The organism is Xanthomonas sp. WHRI 7064, assembly GCF_040202355.2.
GTDB lineage: Bacteria > Pseudomonadota > Gammaproteobacteria > Xanthomonadales > Xanthomonadaceae > Xanthomonas > Xanthomonas arboricola.
This window is the reverse complement of the sequence record NZ_CP167821.1, coordinates 4,197,431-4,215,219: the sequence shown is the minus strand read 5'-3', so window position 1 is coordinate 4,215,219 and position 17,789 is coordinate 4,197,431. Positions and strand designations below refer to the sequence as shown.

Sequence of the window (17,789 nt, the reverse complement as noted above, 5' to 3'; positions counted from 1 at the left end):
TGAGTTTCCAAAAAACGTCGTCTACCGGGGCGCCTTGCCTGGAACGACTGGTCGAGCAGTATCCCTGGAGTGGAAATGCTGAATTTCTGTACGCGGTACGAGATCAAGAACCTGTCAGAGAGGCAACCTCCGCCTCTAGTTTGCCGCAGGTGTCGTTGAGTCAATGCATTGCTTGTGCGGATGTGATCGTCGATTCTTTGCAACAATAGACTTGGGAAAGGGCCGTTAAAACCATTGATGGCGCGGCCCAGTACTGACGCTTTCCCACATGGAGGCATCAGATTAGGCAAGTAATCCGTTGCTCCGGGCAACCGTAAAATGGGTGTATTGCACATAATTTCGGCAACATGAAGTCGGAAGTGTTCATCCATGTCAGCACTGTTTAGTCCTTTCACCCTAAAGGGTGTGACTCTGCGCAATCGTATTGTTGCGTCTCCAATGTGCCAGTACTCAGCCGTTGACGGACACCTCAACGATTGGCACTTCGCGCATTACGCTAGCTTGGCCAGGGGCGGTGTAGGCCTTGTCATTGTGGAAGCCACCGCAATCTCGCCGCAAGGGCGTATTACGCCAGGCGATGCCGGATTGTGGGATGACAGTCATATCAATGGCTTCATGAAAGTCGTGCATGCCATCAAGGACGCCGGTGCGGTTGCAGGCATCCAGATCGGTCATGCAGGACGTAAGGCTGGCTGCACGCCGCCGTGGCTAGGAGGCACCCCACTGCCTAGTGATGACCCGCGTGCATGGACGCCTGAAGCGCCGAGCTCGCTGCCTTATTCGACTCAGCAGCCACATGTTCCCAAGGTTATGACAATGGAAGACATTGCCCATGCACAGTCTGACTTCGTTGTTGCCGCCAAACGCGCGCTACACGCCGGATTTGAGTGGCTGGAACTGCATTTCGCCCATGGCTTTCTCGGCCAGACATTTCTATCTAGAAAGACCAACGAGAGAACCGATGCGTATGGCGGGAGCCTGACAAATCGCGCTCGTTTCCTCGTGGAGACGGTGGCGGCAGTGAGAGCGGTCTGGCCCCACAACCTGCCGTTGACTGTGCGCCTTGGTATGCGCGAATTTGGGAAGGGCGAGCAGGCCTCCTTCGAAGACGCGCTTCAGACCTTGAAATGGCTCCAGGCCGAGGGACTGGACTTAGTTGACGTGGGCTTAGCTGGCACCATACCAGGCGAGGATGTGCCATGGGGGCCCAACTTCATGGTTGAGCATGCCGATATGGTCAAGCAGTCAACTGGATTGCCGGTTGCAACCAGTTGGATGATTACCCAGCCTCATGATGCAGATGCCTTCGTTCGCGACGGAAGGCTCGATCTAGTGATGCTAGCCAGAACATTGCTAGCCAATCCCCACTGGCCATATGAGGCGGCGCGGCAGCTTGGCGCGCCTAATCCCCAAGAGGTATTACCCGTCCCGTACGCCTATTGGCTGCAGGGCTGGGAAGCGGAGTTCAGCAAGTGAAGTGACCATGGCAAGTGTGTAGTGGTCATTGTGTGGTTGCCCGCCATCAGGTCGCTTTTCACAGTGGTTGAAGAGACGTGCAACTACCTCGGATGACAGGCTGCAGGTATAAGCGACCGACCATCGATCATGCTTCGATTCCACGGATTAGGGTTACTACAGATCAAGCACTGAACACAAATCATCTTCAGGAGATCGCTGTGGCATTCATCACCAGCCCGACATCAATCCTTATCGCTGTCATCGTCACGATTGGAGTTGCTGCTTTCACATGGATGACGGTACAGGATCGCACCTATGTCGCTAGCATGTGGTATGCGCCGCGTGCTGCTCCTAACCCTAATGTCGCGGTGATTTATTACTCTCGCTCGGGCCATTCCGAGGCGGTCGCACGCTATGTGGCTCGTCAGTTCAATGCGCCGATCGCAAAAATTGAAGCCGATTACCCCTTGGACTTGTCCGGCCAACAAAAAGCTATCGAAGACGCGAATGCCGCGGTCATCCCGAAGATCACCGTACAGGAAGTCGAGCTTGACAGCGCCCATCAGGTTATCCTTGTCACGCCCACATGGATGTTTCGTCCAGCCACGCCTATGTGGGCCTACATAGCGCAAACGGATCTACGCAACAAGGCAATTGTACTTATCACAACCGGCAATAGCCGGTTCGAGCAGGATCAGATTGATGAATTCGCGAAGGCGGTCGAGTCACAGGGCGGCAGATTGGTCCGCCATATCTTCTTACGCCGTGGTCGCTTCTACTGGCAGAAGAGTCGCGAGGACCTCCTTCAAGAGTTGAGTGCCCAGTTGCGCACTCTCGATACCTCCACTCATACGACCAATGCCGATAGGAGTCATCTTAAACAGCATTGAGGTGATCGTGTGCAATCGCGAGTCCGCGTCGCCTGTACGTCAGTTACTTATAAATTCTTTTTTTTGCGCCGCCTAAAGGGCGCGAAAGATGCTTTCAGCGGTGGGGTGATGGTGGGTTGTTGCATTCCTCCCAATGTTTAGCTGTGGCATGGATATGCATCTTCACGTGGTGAAGATGCTGTTGATGCCCCTAAGCAACGTCGGGCATGACATTCGGTATCGGGTGCGCGTAGCCCCTCATCGGTTTGTATGCAAGAGCAGATTGCCTCCATGCATTTTGTCTATGACTGAACCTGAATGGCCAGCACGGCATATCAAACCCAAAGGTTCATTGTTGAGCTCGAGATTCATCGTTTCAGGCAATCAGTGCCGCGAAATGTGCAATTTAGACGGAGCCCTTGGGCGCAAAATGAGCACACTATCAGGAGATGATCATGGCGAACAAAAAAGTTTGGTTTATCACGGGAACTGGCCGCGGACTTGGTGTTGATCTTGTGAAATCTGCGTTGGCAGCGGGCCATGCAGTGATTGCAACTGGCCGCAACATCGCGAAAGTTGAGGCAGCCCTAGGCAAGCACCAGGATCTGCGCATCGTCAAGCTTGATGTCAAAAGTACGGATGATGCGGCCGCCGCAATTCAGTCGGCCGTCGCGGCGTTCGGGCGTATCGACGTAGTCGTCAACAACGCGGGAAACTTCTACGCTGGCTTCTTTGAAGAGCTATCCCCGGATCAGGTGCGTGATCAAATCGAGACGCTGTTGTTTGGCCCGATGAATGTGGCGCGTGCCGCATTGCCTGTACTGCGCAAGCAGCGGTCAGGCCTGCTGCTCACCATTTCCTCAACTGCCGGCATTGCAGGTGGCACTTTCTGCACCGCCTATGCTGCCGCAAAGTTTGGCCTCGAAGGCTGGATGGAGTCGCTTGCCCCAGAGATTGCTCCTTTTGGGATCCAGACAATGCTGGTTGAACCTGGCTTCTTCCGTACAAAGCTGTTGACCGCAGATTCGACAACCTATGCCGAACCGCTGATCGATGACTACGCTGAGCGCACGCGGGAAACCGTCAAGGCATGGAGCAGCATGGATGGCAAGCAAGGAGGCGACCCGGCCAAGCTTGCCGCTGCGGTTGTCCGCTTGGCCAGTTTGCATACACCGCCAACGCGCTTCGCTGGCGGGGCTGATGCAGTGGAGACCTTCGAGACAAAGGCGACCGCACTGCTTGAGCAGGCCAATGCGCACCGTGAGCTGTCGTCTTCGCTCGGGCACGAGGCGTCGTGATCGGTCTTCCACACGTTAGATGCGAGTAAGGAAAAGCCATGCGCTCAGACTCAGTGGATCCGTCGTTCTGGTCACCGGAGCCAGTAGCGGCATAGGACATGCAACTGCATTGACACTGTCTGCTCAAGGTGCTTCTGTTGCATTGGTCGCACGCGGGCAAGATCGCCTAAAGGACTTGGCAGAGGAGATTATTCAAGCAGGAGGCGCGGCACTGTCCGTGCCGGCAGATATCTCCGATCGCATACAAGCCGAGGCCGCAGTTCGGATGGTGGTGGAGCATTTCGGTCGCCTGGATATACTTGTTAATAACGCCGGGCTGATGCTGCTTGGACCCATTGTTGGTGCCGATCCACAAGAATGGGAGCGGATGATTGCTGTCAATCAGACGGGCCTGCTTTACATTACGCATGCCGCGCTCCCCTACTTACTTTCCGCAGCTGAAGATAGCCCTCGCGGAGTGGCTGATATTGTCAACATCTCCTCCATCGCAGGTCGTGTCGCATGGGCTAACTACGGCGTCTATAACATGACCAAATTCGGAGTGAATGGCTTCACCGAATCTCTGCGTCAGGAAGTCACCAAACGACATGTCCGCGTTGGTGTGTTAGAGCCGGGAGGTGTTGATACGGAACTGGGATCACATAACTGCGGATCTATGCGCGAGAGCATCCAAGCCTTTTACGAGACCCACGAAGTGCTGCGTGCAGCCGACATCGCCGACGGTGTCGCCTACATGGTTACTCGGCCACGTCACATCTCTATCAGTGAGTTGTGGATCATGCCGACCGACCAAGTTTAATAGGTTCCGGAGCAACGCAAATGCGGACACCAATGCATCCTCTAGATCGATCCGGGGAAATTGTTGAGAACAGCCGTCGTGACTTGCTAAAGGCGGGCTTGTTTGTAGCTGCAACGGCCTTAGTCCCGGGTGTTGCCCGCCCGGTCGCAATACATGGGGCTGTTGCCTTTGCTGCGACTGCGACCACTGCCAAGAACGTCCTGATCATTCATGCGAATCAGAGCTATCCTGGCATCAGCGATGGACTCCTCAATCGCACATTAGCGACTGTCGTAAAGGACGAGATGTCAGCCAGGGGCAGCCAAGTGCGAGAAACGCACATAGAGCGTGGTTACGACATCAATGCTGAGGTCCAGAAACATTTGTGGGCAGACTTGATCGTGACTCAATCGCCAGTCTTCTGGTTTAGAGCGCCGTGGATATACAAGCGATATATTGATGAGGTGTTTACCGCAGGCATGATCCAGCAGAGTTTTATCAGTGACGATGGCAGGACAGAAAAAGACCCAGCCAAGCAGTACGGTTCTGGTGGCAAGCTACATGGAAAGCGATTCTTGCTATCCCTCACTATGAACACACCCGAGGAAGCTTTCAACAATCCAGAACAGCATCTGCACGCAGGACGGTCGCTTGATGAACTTTTCTCGTCAACGACATCCGTCTATAAGTTCTGTGGGTTTGAGATCCTACCGTGCTTCGGTGCTTTCAATGTAGTGAAGAAGCCCAACGTCGAAGGCGATATCCAGCGTCTCAAGCAACGTCTGGCCAGCCTTTAGCTGATGTGGCATGCGCATGGGGTCATTCGCGCGTGAAGCCGCACGTACCTAGAGAATTCATGCGCTATTTAATTGGAATATAGGCCCGGAGTTGCACCTGGTCTGCTGAACACCAGCGTGCTCAGTCTCTACATCCCATCCAGTTTGCTATCGGGGCTTCCAATGTCTGGTCAACATCGTTGTCCGCGTCATATCTTCCACCTTCCTATGGCGCTTGCCCTCTGTATGGCGCTGACTGCAGCTCAGGCAACTCCGGCGGCGCCTGCAGACACCATTCATACCGGTGACTGGCGAGGAACGCTTTCCGCCAGCGACGTAGCTGGTCCGGTCTACGTTCGCCTGAGTGGGCGCGCGACAGGAGTCGACAGTCCCCAGACTGGAGATGTGCGGTTTGGACCTCCTTTCAATTGCGCGCTTGAGTTGCGAGATCAGGCAGATGGTTACATGTTGCTGTCGTGCAACAGTGGCAAGTTCTGCGACGCGCTGGCTGGCGGACGTGCCCAAATCCAAGTGACAGATGGGTCTGCGGCAGGCATACAACTCACCCTGCAAGGGCTCGAGGCGCCAATGGTCATTGCCTTTAATCAGGGCAGCGTAGGACTGATCGAAGCTGGACGTTGGCGCGGAGCAGGGCTGATATCCGCACAACTAGAGATCGTGTCAGCCGCGGTCAGGCCGGGAGATATCATCGGCCGCCTCCGCTATGGAGCTCCTCGCGACTGCCAAGTGGAATTACGCTACGCTGGACGTAATGCGGGCGCTTTAACTGCCTGGATTGGAGCCAACGATAGAGGATATTGCCGACGGCTCAGCGATAGCCAAGCCAGTATGCAGATCGGCCCGGATGGCAGCGCCGTGCTTTCGCTGCTATTGAATGGACAACGCGATATCGCGTCGTTTGAGCGGGTGCCTGCTGGTTGAAATCGGATAGGGCGGCGATGGGCTTAGGTCTTCCTGACATCGCGATGGACTTGAGGCCCATGGTTCACGAGTTTGGCCAAGCGCAAGCAAACTCAGCCCGACGAGGAATCGACGTCGCTCATCCCGCGCTGCGTTTGCGCAGCGTCCTGCCGGCACTCATACAGCTTCCGCCAGCTCCTTACTCTCAGGGGATGCGTCATGTGTCTCAGACGCTGCGACAGCGCTGTCGATACTCTGGGCTATGGACAGAGCCAAGTTGCGTATCCACCTCGAACACTTAGATGCAGCAGTGCCAGCACTACGGGCATCGAGTCCGGATCGCCGCCACTTCTTGCGGGCGTTCGCGGGTATGGCTCGGGTCATCGAGGCGAAGGCACTCAGTTCGAACGATGCCAAGTTCGTTGAGCGTCGGGTTGACGAGATCCTGGCCTGGCATGGCCTCAAGGCCACGGACGACCAAAGCTGAGGTAGCGTCGATTACTACCAGCATCCTGCTCGACCAGTGAAACCGCCGGTGTAAATTTGTTCATAAAGGCTACAGCTCAGCGAAATCTGAGCAGCTCTGCTTAGAAGGAGCCATGCCTCACGGAACGCTATTGCTCGATCAAAATATTTTCAAACCCATACTACCTAAACGAAGCAGTACGCCAACTGCTTCGCGTTCGGCGCTCCGCATTGCAGTGCCAGCTTAGGATGCACGTAATGATGAAGAGCAAGGTCGAATTGATCTACTGCATCATGGTGGTGGTCACAGCCTTCATGGCGGGGCGCGTCAAATGCACGGTGGCGTCTACTTGCCCCAACTGCAGCGATTTCTTCGATCACTGATCAGCACAATCAACGTTACCTCTTACAAGGCCCGGCTCGTCCGGGCCTTGTGCGTTTATGCCATCAACTATTAGGAAACGACAATGCACTTGCTTGAATCAATGGCCTATGTCGGCCCAAAGCCCTGGCATGGGCTAGGTACTCAGCTCGCTCGACAGCAGTCTATGGAGACATGGAAGCAACAGGCTGGGATGGACTGGAAGATCGAGGAATCCGAGGTTCGATACATCACTGGCGGCCAGCTGGCGGCCAGAACGTTGGAGCCATCAATGCGTTTCCAGGGAACAAGGTCCTCTATCGCTTTGATACCAAAGCGCCTCTGGCAGTGGTTTCGAAACGCTTCAGAAACTGCGATGGCGGCAGCCGGGTCGGATGTCTCGTGACTTCGGTGTGTAGCAAAGACTTAGGCGCGTCAGCGATGCGCAGGCAGCTTGGTGCCATGGGATGATGGCCGGCTTAGAATTTCCTGACACCCCACAGGGCGCGAGACCTATGGTTTCAGCAATGCCATAGCGGCAATCTGATCTTGCCGAACGCGGGACAGACGGTCGTTCACTCCGCGAGACGCTTAAGCAGCGTCGTGCCTGCAACCCTTCTAAGAAAGGAAATCGACTTCGCTATGGCGTGTGCCAGAGGTTCCAAGATGCGATGCCAAGAGCAGGCCTAGGCGCCGCCGGCACTCTCGAAAAGCAAGGGCTGATGCAGGCATATCGCACGACTCAAAACTTTTTGCTTGCGCGTCCCAGGCTGCCATCAACAATTCCAGGTCGCTTATCAGCCCTTGCATTGACGTCCTTTTATGCGCAGACGGTGGCCGCACCCATAGCCTGGCTATGAGCAAGCCTGTCCATCCGCTATGTCGGTATGGTTAAGCTCGCCATGCCATTTATAGCGGACGCGACCGTTCAGGACAAGCGCTTGCCTTTGCTTGGCCTGGCGGAATGATGTGTCCGCTCAGAACGCCAGTGGGCCCAGATTCTGAGCCCACATTGGTTGGGTCAAAACTCCTGCCAACCTGCGCCGTCTGTCGAGCCAGTGATGGGCTCGAGTTTGCGTGGTGCCCGGTGCGGAACAACCTTTGAGGGTGTCTTCAGGGGACCTGCCGCTTTCTTGCCGCCAGAGCTGGCAGTGGCTGACCTGGCATGACCCGCACCGACCGGAAGAGCCTTCCCCTCTTCGATCTTGAAGACCGCCACTGCCTCGGTGAGCTGCGTTGCTTGCTCTTCCATGGAACGGGCCGCAGCCGTCGCTTCCTCAACCAGGGCTGCGTTCTGCTGCGTCGTTTCGTCCATCTGCGTGACCGTAGTGTTGACCTGCTCGATGCCTGCCGACTGTTCCTGGGACGCTGCGGAGATCTCACCCATGATGTCGGTGACGCGTTGCACGCTTGCGACAATCTCGGCCATCGTGGTGCCTGCCGTGTGCACCAGCGTCGAGCCTTCGGCGACCCGCTCGACCGAATCGTCGATCAGGGTCTTGATCTCCTTGGCCGCTGCGGTGGAGCGCTGGGCCAGTGTGCGCACTTCTGAGGCAACCACGGCAAATCCGCGACCCTGTTCGCCGGCACGTGCCGCTTCCACAGCCGCGTTCAAGGCCAGGATGTTGGTCTGGAACGAGATGCCGTCGATGACCGAGATGATGTCGGCAATCTTCTTGGACGAGGCTTCAATACCGGCCATGGTGCCCACGACCTTGCTCACGATCTCGCCGCCCTGGGACGCCACGCCTGCCGCGCCAATCGCCAGTTGGTTGGCTTGACGTGCGTGCTCGGCGTTCTGGCGCACGGTGGAGGTCAGCTCTTCCATCGAGGCAGCGGTTTCTTCCAGGTTGGCCGCCTGTTGTTCGGTGCGCTGCGACAGGTCCTGGTTGCCGGCGGCAATCTCGCTGGCCGCCGAATTGATCGACACTGCCGACTGCTGGATGCGGCCGACGATTTCGGCAAGCTGCGCGGCGGTGGTGTTGGCGTCATCGCGCATCTGCGCGAACACACCCTTGAACTCGCCGGTCATGCGTGCGGTCAGGTCGCCTGCGGCGATGGACTGCAGCAGCGAAGACAGCGAATGCAGGTTCGTGTCGGCGGTGGCCATCAGCTGGTTCAAGCTCTCCACCATCACGCGGAAATCGTACTGGAAACGCTCGGCATCGCCGCGCACACTAAAGTCCCCTGCTGCAGCAGCTGAGGCGAGGTGACTTATCTCCTGATTGATCGCTGTAAGATTATGCTTGACCTGGTCCATCGTTTCGGTGAGCACAGCTTTTTCGCCAGGTAGCCGATCCATATCCTCGGAAAGATCGCCAATCGCGTAACGTCCTGTAATCTTTGCCAAGCGCATCATGATTTCAATGTGCGAGTTGGCCAAGGCATTGGCGTCGCGCACCATGTGGCCATACTCGCCTGGAAACGCTTCTTCATCCATGCGATAGCTGATCTCACCGGCATCGTGCTGGCGTGCCATCTCTAGCTGCGCCGCAATGACTCCTTGCAGACGGTCACGTATGCGATAGACCGCTTTGGCCAGTTGCACGGTTTCATCCTTACCCGTGACCTTGACGTCGACATTAAGCACTCCGTTTGACAGGTGTTCTACAGCCGTCACGGCCCCTCGGATCGAACGAGAAATCGCATTGCCAAGTATCAAGGCAATGCTGATTCCGGCTAAGGTGATCAATGCTAGCGCAACTGCAGAGAGGGTCATTGCGCGCGTGTTGGCCGCCTGCTGCTGCTGATAACGTAGCTTGGCTGAATTGCCGAGCTCCTCACGAAGTGTGGCAAGCCCAGCGAAGGTGGCATCGGCATTGTCTTTGACCTGAGTCCGATTGACTTCGGCGCCTCCTGGAATATCGCCAGCTTCGATCAACTCAACTTGGCGCTGCATACCTGCTTGCATCAACGCATAGCTCGCCGTGATTGCTTGCAACTTAGCCGTATGTTCCTTTTCCTGGCTTAGCAAATGTTTTAGCTCAACGATGCTGGCAGCCACTTGAGTGAATCGCTTTTCGTTCTCCTGTTTCCACTGTGCGATCAGTTCGGGCGTGCCGATAGCAATCATGCGCAGTATATTGATGTCGACCCGGGTCAGTTGACCGTCGATGCTGCTGGCAAGCGCAGAGCCTGTGAAGTCTCGATTATAGAGCGTGCCAACATTGTTCTTGGAAGTGTGAAGGCTATTCAATAGAAATAGGCAGAGCACGATGCTTGGAATCAGCGTTCCCAACAATGCTAGTAAAAATTTGCTCTTGATCGTGGTTAGCATGGCGGGGCCTTGTGCTGCGGCTGGGGGTGGGGAGGGCCGATGGGGAACGGGGAGAGTAGGCAGCCTGAAGCGCTACCTTGGCAGTCGATTCGTTCAGTCCGGTAGAGTTTGCTTGGTGCGTGTTACTGCTTAGCGGCACCTATCACGAAATCTTGACTGTGGTCCTGATATGGGCGGCTTGATGCCTGGGCGGCACGTCTTGTGTTCGTCGACCAGACGCTTTGATAAAGCGCCGCCTGGAGTTCACAAGCTAGGTTACCAACCCGCAAACGACATGCCCGGGAACTCGTGCCTTGGCGCGGCTCTTCCTGCAATGAGGGGGCTACGAAGACTTGGCCGAGCAAGAGAGGATAGGTCTGCCTGCTGCTAGGGCGCGCTAACCGAGCCCGTGCTCGACACGTAGCACGTAGCCATCCAGCGCTTGGCATAGTCATACGCTGCGCTCTGATCAGCAAAGGTGGCATTTCTGAGTTGGCATCGGTGCAATGTGATGCCGCCGGGCCTGGAAATCAGGAGCTCCGGCACGAACTTTCCGTCGCACGAAATGCTGTGGGCCGTGAGCAGGTAATCGCCCACGTGCCGAATTGCGGTGACGCCCAATAGACATCCTCCTTGATGAGCGGCACCTACGTTCGTCCAACATCAGTGTCAGACGATCGGCTGTCGATGCTCGCCGAGTGACACACCATCATTATAGGAAAAGCCTCAAGCCGCTATCGGCAATAGGCGAACATGCCTGTAAGTATTTCCCTTACCCGCAGCTGTTGGTCCCGCTGACAGCGCCCATGCGTGCCCTCGTCCTTTGTCTTAGCCTGATCCTGCTGGGCCACCAATGAAACGCAGGCACTTGGACGCGCGCCCAAGTGCCTTTTTTGTGGCTCGGAAACTACCGAGACACGTCGTGTTCTTCTTCGCTGATTGCGTAGTTGGCGTCTTCTGGATAAGCGTTTGCGTGTGCGGTAGTCATCGTGTCGCTCCGTTACGGTGCGCTTGCCTGCGCAGCCAGGTGAGGACGTCAACTGCCTGGTCTTCATGCATACAGACATGCAGCCGGCCCAGCACGATGCTCTGCGCATCGCCGCCCGGCAAGACGTCATCAAGGCCCGTGGCTTCGCAGGCGATCAGGATCGGCGGCAGACCAGGCTGCGCGTGGGAATGCAGCATGGCCAGCACATAGCCCTGCATCATTTCGAAGCTGAGGGTGACGCCGGTGCAGACGCGGAACTGTTTGCTAGTGCTCATGACCGCACCTGCGCGCACAAGGGATCAACTGCAGCGATTGCTGCTTTATTGTCGGCAAACGGGAGGGCGTGGATGGCCTTGCCTGTGCTTACGAGGCGTGCCATCTGGTTCAGCCACGCATGACTGCATTCGAAAGCGTTGGCGATCAGATCGATATGGTGGCCGATCTGGCGCGCCACAGACGCGGGTGCTTGTTGGGTGTTGTAGAACATGGTGCTGACTCCAGTTCAATGAGCGAACCATCCACCACGCCGCCAAGCAGGGTGGACGACCGAACGGGGTTGGCGGACCGGGTCAGCGCCGGCAGGCTTTGCAGCCTCCCCGTCCGACCGTCCATAAAAACAGACAACGCCGGGCACGAAAAAGCCGCAGAGCATGCTCAATGCGGCTTTCGCCGCTGACAGTCAGGCCGCCAAGCCCGGTCGCCGAATATGCGGCGACGCATGAATACTCGCTCCGGCTCCTGGCACGTGTCAACGAGAAAGCCTTGGAGTCGGGGAACTCATTTCGAGAACCTGCGGCAGTGCTCGGTCGTGCCTGCCGCATCTTCAGACTGGGCTCTGGTATTCGATGAGCGAGCACACGCGCCGAAGGTCAAGGCAGTTGCCATGTCGCCCAACCTCTAATGGCGTGCATTGGCCAACGCGCCCGTCTGACCGCAAGCGGCTCTCACGCCGCCGCTTGTCGTGCTGTCATGTCCACGCTACCGAGGGTCATTGGAAGGTCCATCAAGGCTGGCTGGGGCAGGTTGGCCGATGACGCGCCGCCGGCGATCACACGTACCGCCAGCTCAATGGAAGACACGTCACTCAAACACACCGCCACACGCGGTGCAGCCTGGCGCAGGAGCACGCCGATGCGCGCTGCGATATTCCTCTGGAGGGGAATATCGCAGCGCGCAGCGTCAGCCGCCGGCGGATGCATCGAAGGTGGATGCTTGTGCTTCAGGTTGCGGCCAGATAGTCGGTGTAGCCCTCGGCGCCGCCGCCGTAGTAAGTGTCGCGATCCGGCGATGCGAGCGGTGCGCCTGTCTGCAGACGTGCCACAAGGTCCGGGTTTGCAATGAAGGGCTGGCCGAACGCGGCCAGGTCGATCACTGCCTGATCGATCAACCGGGCCGCGCGCTCCAGGTTCAATTTGCCCGCAAGGATCACGGTGCCGCCGTAGGTGCGCTTGAACGCTGCGAGGAATGTTTCGCTCATGTCCGGCGAGCCGTTTGCGTGGTTGTCGTTTAGATGCACATACGCAAGCTCGCGCTTGGCCAGTTCTTCGGCCAGGTAGAGGTAGCTGGCCTCGCTCTCCGCGTACGCGGGCATGTCGAATTGGCGATTGTTCGGTGCAAGGCGGATCCCCACCTTGCGTGAGCCGATGCGCGCTGCCACCGCATCCACGGTCTCGAGAATGAGCCGCGCCCTGTTCTGCAGCGAACCGCCGTAGGCGTCGACACGGTCATTGGTGATCGGGTTGAGGAACTGCTCGAAGAGGTAGCCGTTGGCGGCATGGATCTCGATGCCGTCGAATCCTGCGTCGATCGCGCGTTGTGCCGCCTGCTCGAAATCGCGGACGATGCCTGGCACTTCTTCGGTCTCAAGCGCACGCGCCGGGCTGGGCTCAGCCGTCCCGCGCGTTCCGTCTTCGCGGTAGATAAACGCAAAGCTCTTGGAGCTGGATGCCACCGGGCGCGTGCTCGCGCTCACCGGATCGGCGCCATCGGGCTGCAGCGAGGTATGCGACATGCGGCCCACATGCCACAACTGGGCGAAGATGTTGCCCTGTTGGGCATGCACTGCATCGGTCACCATCTTCCAGCCGGCGACCTGCTCCTGCGACCAGATGCCGGGCACATCGATGTAGCCCTGGCCTTGCTGCGAGACGGGAGTGCCTTCGCTGACGATCAGGCCTGCGCTCGCGCGTTGAGCGTAGTACGTGGCCGTCAATGCGTTCGCCACGCATCCCGGATTGCGCGCGCGGGTCATCGGTGCCATGACGATGCGGTTGCGCAGCCGGATGTCGCCGAGATCGAAGCGTTGGAAAATCGTTGATGTCATGAGGAGAGCGCTAGTTGGTGGGGACAGGCTAAAGAAGGTAAGGTTGACTTCGGCGCGCATAAAGGCGCTTGGCGTCCCGCCATTAGGGACATCGATTCCCCAAAAGGCCGCTGATGATCCCTGTCGAGACACTCAATGGGCTGGTCACCTTCGTCACTGCGGCACGTTCCAGGACGTTCACCGAGGCGGCCGAGTCGCTGGGGATCTCGCGCTCGGCGGTAGGCAAGGCGATCGCCCGCCTGGAGACGCGGCTAGGCGTGCGCCTGTTCCATCGCACCACGCGCCGCATCGCGCTCACTGCTGATGGTGAATCCTATTTCGCGACATGCGCTGCTGCGTTGGAAGAGATCGCCAGCGCAGAAGCTGGCCTGGCCTCTCAGTCGTCACTGCCCAGCGGCCGGTTGCGCGTGGACATGCCGTCGTCTTTCGGTCGCCACGTCATGCTGCCGATCCTGCTCCGCATCGGTGCAGCGCATCCCGATCTTCACTACACGCTTTCTTTCAACGACCATCTGATCGACCCGGCCCAGGAAGGCATCGACCTGACGATCCGGTTTGGCGGCGTTGAAAGCTCCGGCGGCCTGGTTGCGCGCAAACTGGGGCGGCAGCGACTGGTGCTGTGCGCCGCACCTGGGTATCTCGCTGCACACGGGACTCCCCGCACCATCAAGGACCTGCAGGCGCATCGCAGCATCGTCGGCTTCCGCAATGGCCAGCCTGTCGGCTGGCGGTTTGGCGACACGGTGAGCGCCAGCGATTTTGTGCCGCAAGGAACGCATCAGTTGAATGACGGCGACGCGGTCATCGACGCTGCAATCGCAGGTCTGGGCATCTGCCAGATGCCGATTTCGCTGGTGCGCCCGCACATCCCGTCGGGCAGGCTGCAGCTCGTCCTGGAGGAGTGCACGGCCCATTGCATCGAAATCTTCGCGCTGTGGCCGCGCACGCGCCATCTGCGCCCGAAGGTGCGCTACGTGGTGGACGAGTTGGTGCGGCTGTCCGCTGTCGGCACCTTCGACTAGACCAGCACAGCGATGCGCGCTGCCGCTGCCATCGATACCTCCGGCGGCGCACAGGTTGAAGCGCTGCCTACCTAGCGCGCCTGGGCGTCCCAAAGCCCCATGAGCTGCGTGATCGCGGCATCCATCGCCTTGAAGCTCATACCATCCCGGGCCAGCGTGGATAGCCCGAGCAGGAAACTGTCGAACACGCAGGTCAGTGCGGCGGCGTCCGCGGCAGGCCCGAGTTCGCCGCCGGCGATGGCGCGGTCCACGCAGGCGCGGATGCCGGCGCGCGTGCGTGCGCGCGAGCGCGTCAGCGGTGCGCACAGTGCCGAAAGCTCCGGCGACGGCGCGCTCATCACTCCCAGCGTGACCATGCAGCCCTTCGGGTGGCCGCGCTCGCACTGCATCTTGGCGGAGCGGCGCAGCGCAAGCTCCACTGCCTGCCTGGGGCCGAGCGCGGCGTCCCACAAGCAGTGGGTCACCCTGGCGTAGGTCGCCAGGTAGCGGTCCATGCATTCCTTGAAGAGCGCTTCCTTCGAGCCGAAGGCGGCATAGAAGCTGGGCGCGGTGATGCCGCCACCAATCGCGGCCTTGAGCTGGCTCAACGAGGTGGATTCGTAGCCCTGTTCCCAGAACAGGTGAAGCGCCTCTTCCACCGCGGCGTCACGGTCAAAGCTGCGTGGCCGTCCCATTTGCGCCATGGCGCCCTCCGATCTCTACATCAAGACTAGTCGATACAGATGTCATTGACAACGCGGCCACCCTGCAGATATATATACCGAGCGATACATATGTAGAACCTCAGTGGTGCCGACCGGCAGGTCTCAGGACGAAGACCTGTTTTTTTTGGTCTTGATGTGTATCGATCGATATATATGTAGCGGTCTGACCAGCATTCCCCCCTCCCCAATGAAGGACAGCGTGTGACCTCTCCAACTGCATCCACTGCCAGCGCGATCCCGCCGCCATTGCCCGTCGCCGCGCTGTTGGCGCTGGCCATGACCGGTTTCATCTGCATCGTGACCGAAACCCTGCCGGCAGGACTGCTGCCGCAGATGTCCGCAGGCCTTGGTATCAGCCCGGCACTGGCCGGGCAGACGGTGACCGCCTACGCGCTTGGGTCGGTGATTGCCGCAATTCCGCTGACCATTGCGACCCAGCAGTGGAGGCGGCGTAACGTCCTGTTGCTCACCATCGTCGGCTTCCTGCTGTTCAACTCGGTCACCGCATTGTCGACCAGTTATACGCTGACCCTGGTGGCGCGCTTGTTTGCCGGCGCAGCGGCAGGCCTGGCGTGGAGCCTGCTTGCCGGTTACGCGCGGCGCATGGTGCAGCCCGACCAGCAGGGCAGGGCCATGGCGATTGCGATGGTGGGTACGCCGGTTGCGCTCTCCCTCGGCGTGCCGCTGGGCACCTGGATGGGCGGCATACTGGGCTGGCGCAGCGCGTTCGCCGCGATGTCCGGACTGACGCTCATCCTGATCGTGTGGGTGCTGCTGAAGGTGCCCGACTACCCCGGCCAGTCCGCAGCGCAGCGGGTGCCGTTGCGCAAGGTGCTCGGCACGCCGGGCGTGCGCCCGGTGCTCGCCACCGTGATGGCGTGGATGCTGGCCCACAACATCCTGTACACCTATGTGGCGCCGTTCGCCGCACACGCGGGGCTGGCACATCGCGTTGACGTGTTGCTGTTGATCTTCGGCGTTGCGGCACTGGTCGGCATCGGCGTGGCGGCAAAGTTGGTGGAGCAGCACCTGCGTGGCACGGTATTGGTGTCGTTGGCGACGTTCCTTGCGATCTCAGTGGTGCTGGCATTGCTGCAAGACGTGCAGCCTGTGGTCTACGTCTGTGTGGCGGTGTGGGGCCTGACCTTTGGCGGCGCGGCGACCTTGCTGCAGACCGCGCTTGCCGACAGCGCAGGCGAGGGCGCCGATGTTGCGCTGTCGCTCAATGTGGTTGCCTGGAACAGCGTCATCGCTGGCGGTGGCGTGGTGGGCGGCGTGCTGCTGGACCAATGGGGCGCGCAGACCTTTCCGGCTGCCATGGCCTTGCTGCTGGCAATCGGGCTGCTGATTGCATGGCGTGCCCGACAGCACGGCTTTGCTGCGGGGGCACGCTCGCCGGTTGCCGGTCACTAGCATTGCCCTGCCTGATGTCTTCCCGGCTGCGTTCGCCTGGTACCCAGCGAGCGCAGCCGCAGGCAACTGCCGGCATTGCAGGTGTTTATACGTTTCATATACGATCCGTATATTCACGACATTGGAGCTTGCATGGGCATCGTCAATATCGATGACGAACTGCACGATCAACTGCGTCGCGCGTGCACGGTGACCAGCCGGTCGATCAACGCGCAGGCCACTTTCTGGATCAAGGTCGGCATGCTGTGCGAGATGCATCCGGAATCCTCGTTCCAGGACATCGTGGCGCAGGAACTGCGCGCGGCAGGCGTGCGGTCGCAATCCCTGAAACCGGCGCGGACATGATCAAGCAGCCGGCGGAGATTGCGTTGATGGCCAACGCCGGTGCGCTGCTGGCGCAGGTGTTCCATGCGCTGGATCAGCTGCCGCTGGCAGGCCGCAGCACGCTGGAACTCAACGACTTCGTCGAGCGGATGATTGTCGACGAACTGGGCGCGCGGCCGGCCAGCAAGGGGCAGTACGACTTTCCCTTCGTGCTCAATGCCTCGATCGATGATGTGGTGTGCCATGGCGTGCCCGCGGCCGCGGACGTGCTGCGGAGCGGGCAGATCGTCAATCTGGATATCACGCTGGAAAAGGATGGCTATATCGCCGACTCCAGCACGACGTATCTGGTGGGCGAGGTGGCCTATCCGGCGCGGCGGCTGGTGCAGGCCACCTATCAGGCGATGTGGAAGGGGATTGCCGCGGTGCGTCCGGGCGCGCGGCTGGGCGACATCGGTCATGCGATCGCGCGGCATGCGCGTGAGCAGGGCTACAGCGTGGTGAAGGAATATTGCGGGCATGGCATCGGCCGGCAGATGCATGAAGAGCCGCAGATCCTGCACTACGGGCATGCCGGCACCGGGATGCAGCTGCAGGAAGGCATGGTGTTCACCATCGAGCCAATGATCAACCAGGGCAGGGCGGCGATCCGCGCCGAGCCGGATCAATGGCCGGTGCATACGCGCGACGGCAAGTTGTCGGCGCAGTTCGAGCACACCGTGGCGGTCACGCGTACCGGTGTGCGTGTGCTGACCTTGCGCCCCGGGGAAAAGCCGCTGTGTGCACTGGGGTGAGCGCGCCGTCCCCCGGCGCGTGGCCTGCGCCAGCTGCCG

Annotated in this window: 17 protein-coding genes; 12 read left to right on the top strand and 5 right to left on the bottom strand. The window is 59.2% G+C overall.

Annotated features, from left to right (window positions below; all coding sequences use genetic code 11):
• Window positions 1-369 precede the first annotated feature (369 nt).
• The 8 genes from ABQY74_RS17920 to ABQY74_RS17885 all read left to right on the top strand — a co-directional run bounded on the left by ABQY74_RS17920 (window position 370) and on the right by ABQY74_RS17885 (window position 6,949).
• On the top strand, window positions 370-1,476 hold the full coding sequence (locus ABQY74_RS17920) for an NADH:flavin oxidoreductase/NADH oxidase (protein WP_349792559.1): 1,107 nt from the start codon (window positions 370-372) through the stop codon (window positions 1,474-1,476).
• A gap of 200 nt (window positions 1,477-1,676) precedes the next feature.
• A complete protein-coding gene (locus ABQY74_RS17915; protein WP_181098429.1) occupies window positions 1,677-2,348 on the top strand; it encodes a flavodoxin/nitric oxide synthase in 672 nt (223 codons plus the stop codon).
• Window positions 2,349-2,782: 434 nt separating this feature from the next.
• On the top strand, window positions 2,783-3,625 hold the full coding sequence (locus tag ABQY74_RS17910) for an SDR family oxidoreductase (RefSeq protein ID WP_349792556.1): 843 nt from the start codon (window positions 2,783-2,785) through the stop codon (window positions 3,623-3,625).
• Between the two features lie 109 nt (window positions 3,626-3,734).
• Window positions 3,735-4,424: an SDR family NAD(P)-dependent oxidoreductase gene (locus ABQY74_RS17905; protein ID WP_219821414.1), complete on the top strand. Its 690-nt coding sequence runs from the start codon at window positions 3,735-3,737 to the stop codon at window positions 4,422-4,424.
• Window positions 4,425-4,444: 20 nt separating this feature from the next.
• Window positions 4,445-5,200, top strand: a complete 756-nt coding sequence (locus ABQY74_RS17900; protein WP_372469955.1) for an NAD(P)H-dependent oxidoreductase — start codon at window positions 4,445-4,447, stop codon at window positions 5,198-5,200.
• A gap of 162 nt (window positions 5,201-5,362) precedes the next feature.
• Complete coding sequence (locus ABQY74_RS17895; protein WP_104575008.1) at window positions 5,363-6,121, top strand: hypothetical protein; 759 nt, start codon at window positions 5,363-5,365, stop codon at window positions 6,119-6,121.
• Window positions 6,122-6,362: 241 nt separating this feature from the next.
• Window positions 6,363-6,587, top strand: a complete 225-nt coding sequence (locus tag ABQY74_RS17890) for a hypothetical protein (protein ID WP_104575006.1) — start codon at window positions 6,363-6,365, stop codon at window positions 6,585-6,587.
• A gap of 239 nt (window positions 6,588-6,826) precedes the next feature.
• Window positions 6,827-6,949 carry a hypothetical protein gene (locus ABQY74_RS17885; protein ID WP_268987774.1) on the top strand — a complete coding sequence of 41 codons (123 nt, stop codon included), beginning with the start codon at window positions 6,827-6,829 and terminating at the stop codon, window positions 6,947-6,949.
• 998 nt (window positions 6,950-7,947) lie between these two features.
• Here the strand turns inward: ABQY74_RS17885 and ABQY74_RS17880 are convergent.
• The 4 genes from ABQY74_RS17880 to ABQY74_RS17865 all read right to left on the bottom strand — a co-directional run bounded on the left by ABQY74_RS17880 (window position 7,948) and on the right by ABQY74_RS17865 (window position 13,493).
• A complete protein-coding gene (locus ABQY74_RS17880; protein ID WP_102583976.1) occupies window positions 7,948-10,203 on the bottom strand; it encodes a methyl-accepting chemotaxis protein in 2,256 nt (751 codons plus the stop codon).
• A 963-nt stretch (window positions 10,204-11,166) separates the two neighbouring features.
• A complete protein-coding gene (locus ABQY74_RS17875; RefSeq protein WP_039525032.1) occupies window positions 11,167-11,445 on the bottom strand; it encodes a hypothetical protein in 279 nt (92 codons plus the stop codon).
• Window positions 11,442-11,657: a hypothetical protein gene (locus ABQY74_RS17870; RefSeq protein ID WP_039525035.1), complete on the bottom strand. Its 216-nt coding sequence runs from the start codon at window positions 11,655-11,657 to the stop codon at window positions 11,442-11,444. The genes ABQY74_RS17875 and ABQY74_RS17870 overlap by 4 nt, the downstream gene beginning before the upstream one ends.
• 732 nt (window positions 11,658-12,389) lie before the next feature.
• Window positions 12,390-13,493 carry an alkene reductase gene (locus ABQY74_RS17865; RefSeq protein ID WP_349792694.1) on the bottom strand — a complete coding sequence of 368 codons (1,104 nt, stop codon included), beginning with the start codon at window positions 13,491-13,493 and terminating at the stop codon, window positions 12,390-12,392.
• Window positions 13,494-13,606: 113 nt separating this feature from the next.
• On the opposite strand from ABQY74_RS17865, the gene ABQY74_RS17860 reads away from it, so the two are divergent.
• On the top strand, window positions 13,607-14,515 hold the full coding sequence (locus ABQY74_RS17860; protein ID WP_349792552.1) for a LysR family transcriptional regulator: 909 nt from the start codon (window positions 13,607-13,609) through the stop codon (window positions 14,513-14,515).
• A gap of 71 nt (window positions 14,516-14,586) precedes the next feature.
• On the opposite strand, the gene ABQY74_RS17855 is transcribed toward ABQY74_RS17860, so the two are convergent.
• On the bottom strand, window positions 14,587-15,102 hold the full coding sequence (locus tag ABQY74_RS17855) for a TetR/AcrR family transcriptional regulator (RefSeq protein WP_372469954.1): 516 nt from the start codon (window positions 15,100-15,102) through the stop codon (window positions 14,587-14,589).
• Window positions 15,103-15,495: 393 nt separating this feature from the next.
• On the opposite strand from ABQY74_RS17855, the gene ABQY74_RS17850 reads away from it, so the two are divergent.
• From ABQY74_RS17850 to map, 3 genes are all read left to right on the top strand, one after another.
• Entirely contained in the window at window positions 15,496-16,632 is a 1,137-nt protein-coding gene (locus ABQY74_RS17850; protein ID WP_372470103.1) for an MFS transporter, read from the top strand.
• A gap of 132 nt (window positions 16,633-16,764) precedes the next feature.
• Window positions 16,765-16,977, top strand: coding sequence for a ParD-like family protein (locus ABQY74_RS17845; RefSeq protein ID WP_349792548.1), 213 nt, complete (start codon window positions 16,765-16,767; stop codon window positions 16,975-16,977).
• Window positions 16,974-17,750 (top strand): type I methionyl aminopeptidase, encoded by a 777-nt coding sequence (map, locus tag ABQY74_RS17840; protein ID WP_104570778.1) that lies wholly within the window; start codon window positions 16,974-16,976, stop codon window positions 17,748-17,750. Before ABQY74_RS17845 ends, map begins: the two co-directional genes overlap by 4 nt.
• Window positions 17,751-17,789 lie beyond the last annotated feature (39 nt).

Bases quoted from the DNA above. Each gene is read 5' to 3' on its own strand.
- ABQY74_RS17875 (WP_039525032.1), bottom strand. From the start codon at position 11,445: ATGAGCACTAGCAAACAGTTCCGCGTCTGCACCGGCGTCACCCTCAGC.
- ABQY74_RS17870 (WP_039525035.1), bottom strand. From the start codon at position 11,657: ATGTTCTACAACACCCAACAAGCACCCGCGTCTGTGGCGCGCCAGATC.
- ABQY74_RS17895 (WP_104575008.1), top strand. From the start codon at position 5,363: ATGTCTGGTCAACATCGTTGTCCGCGTCATATCTTCCACCTTCCTATG.
- ABQY74_RS17850 (WP_372470103.1), top strand. From the start codon at position 15,496: ATGACCGGTTTCATCTGCATCGTGACCGAAACCCTGCCGGCAGGACTG.
- ABQY74_RS17885 (WP_268987774.1), top strand. From the start codon at position 6,827: ATGAAGAGCAAGGTCGAATTGATCTACTGCATCATGGTGGTGGTCACA.
- ABQY74_RS17920 (WP_349792559.1), top strand. From the start codon at position 370: ATGTCAGCACTGTTTAGTCCTTTCACCCTAAAGGGTGTGACTCTGCGC.
- ABQY74_RS17860 (WP_349792552.1), top strand. From the start codon at position 13,607: ATGATCCCTGTCGAGACACTCAATGGGCTGGTCACCTTCGTCACTGCG.
- ABQY74_RS17845 (WP_349792548.1), top strand. From the start codon at position 16,765: ATGGGCATCGTCAATATCGATGACGAACTGCACGATCAACTGCGTCGC.
- ABQY74_RS17880 (WP_102583976.1), bottom strand. From the start codon at position 10,203: ATGCTAACCACGATCAAGAGCAAATTTTTACTAGCATTGTTGGGAACG.
- ABQY74_RS17890 (WP_104575006.1), top strand. From the start codon at position 6,363: ATGGACAGAGCCAAGTTGCGTATCCACCTCGAACACTTAGATGCAGCA.
- ABQY74_RS17865 (WP_349792694.1), bottom strand. From the start codon at position 13,493: ATGACATCAACGATTTTCCAACGCTTCGATCTCGGCGACATCCGGCTG.
- ABQY74_RS17910 (WP_349792556.1), top strand. From the start codon at position 2,783: ATGGCGAACAAAAAAGTTTGGTTTATCACGGGAACTGGCCGCGGACTT.
- map (WP_104570778.1), top strand. From the start codon at position 16,974: ATGATCAAGCAGCCGGCGGAGATTGCGTTGATGGCCAACGCCGGTGCG.
- ABQY74_RS17900 (WP_372469955.1), top strand. From the start codon at position 4,445: ATGCGGACACCAATGCATCCTCTAGATCGATCCGGGGAAATTGTTGAG.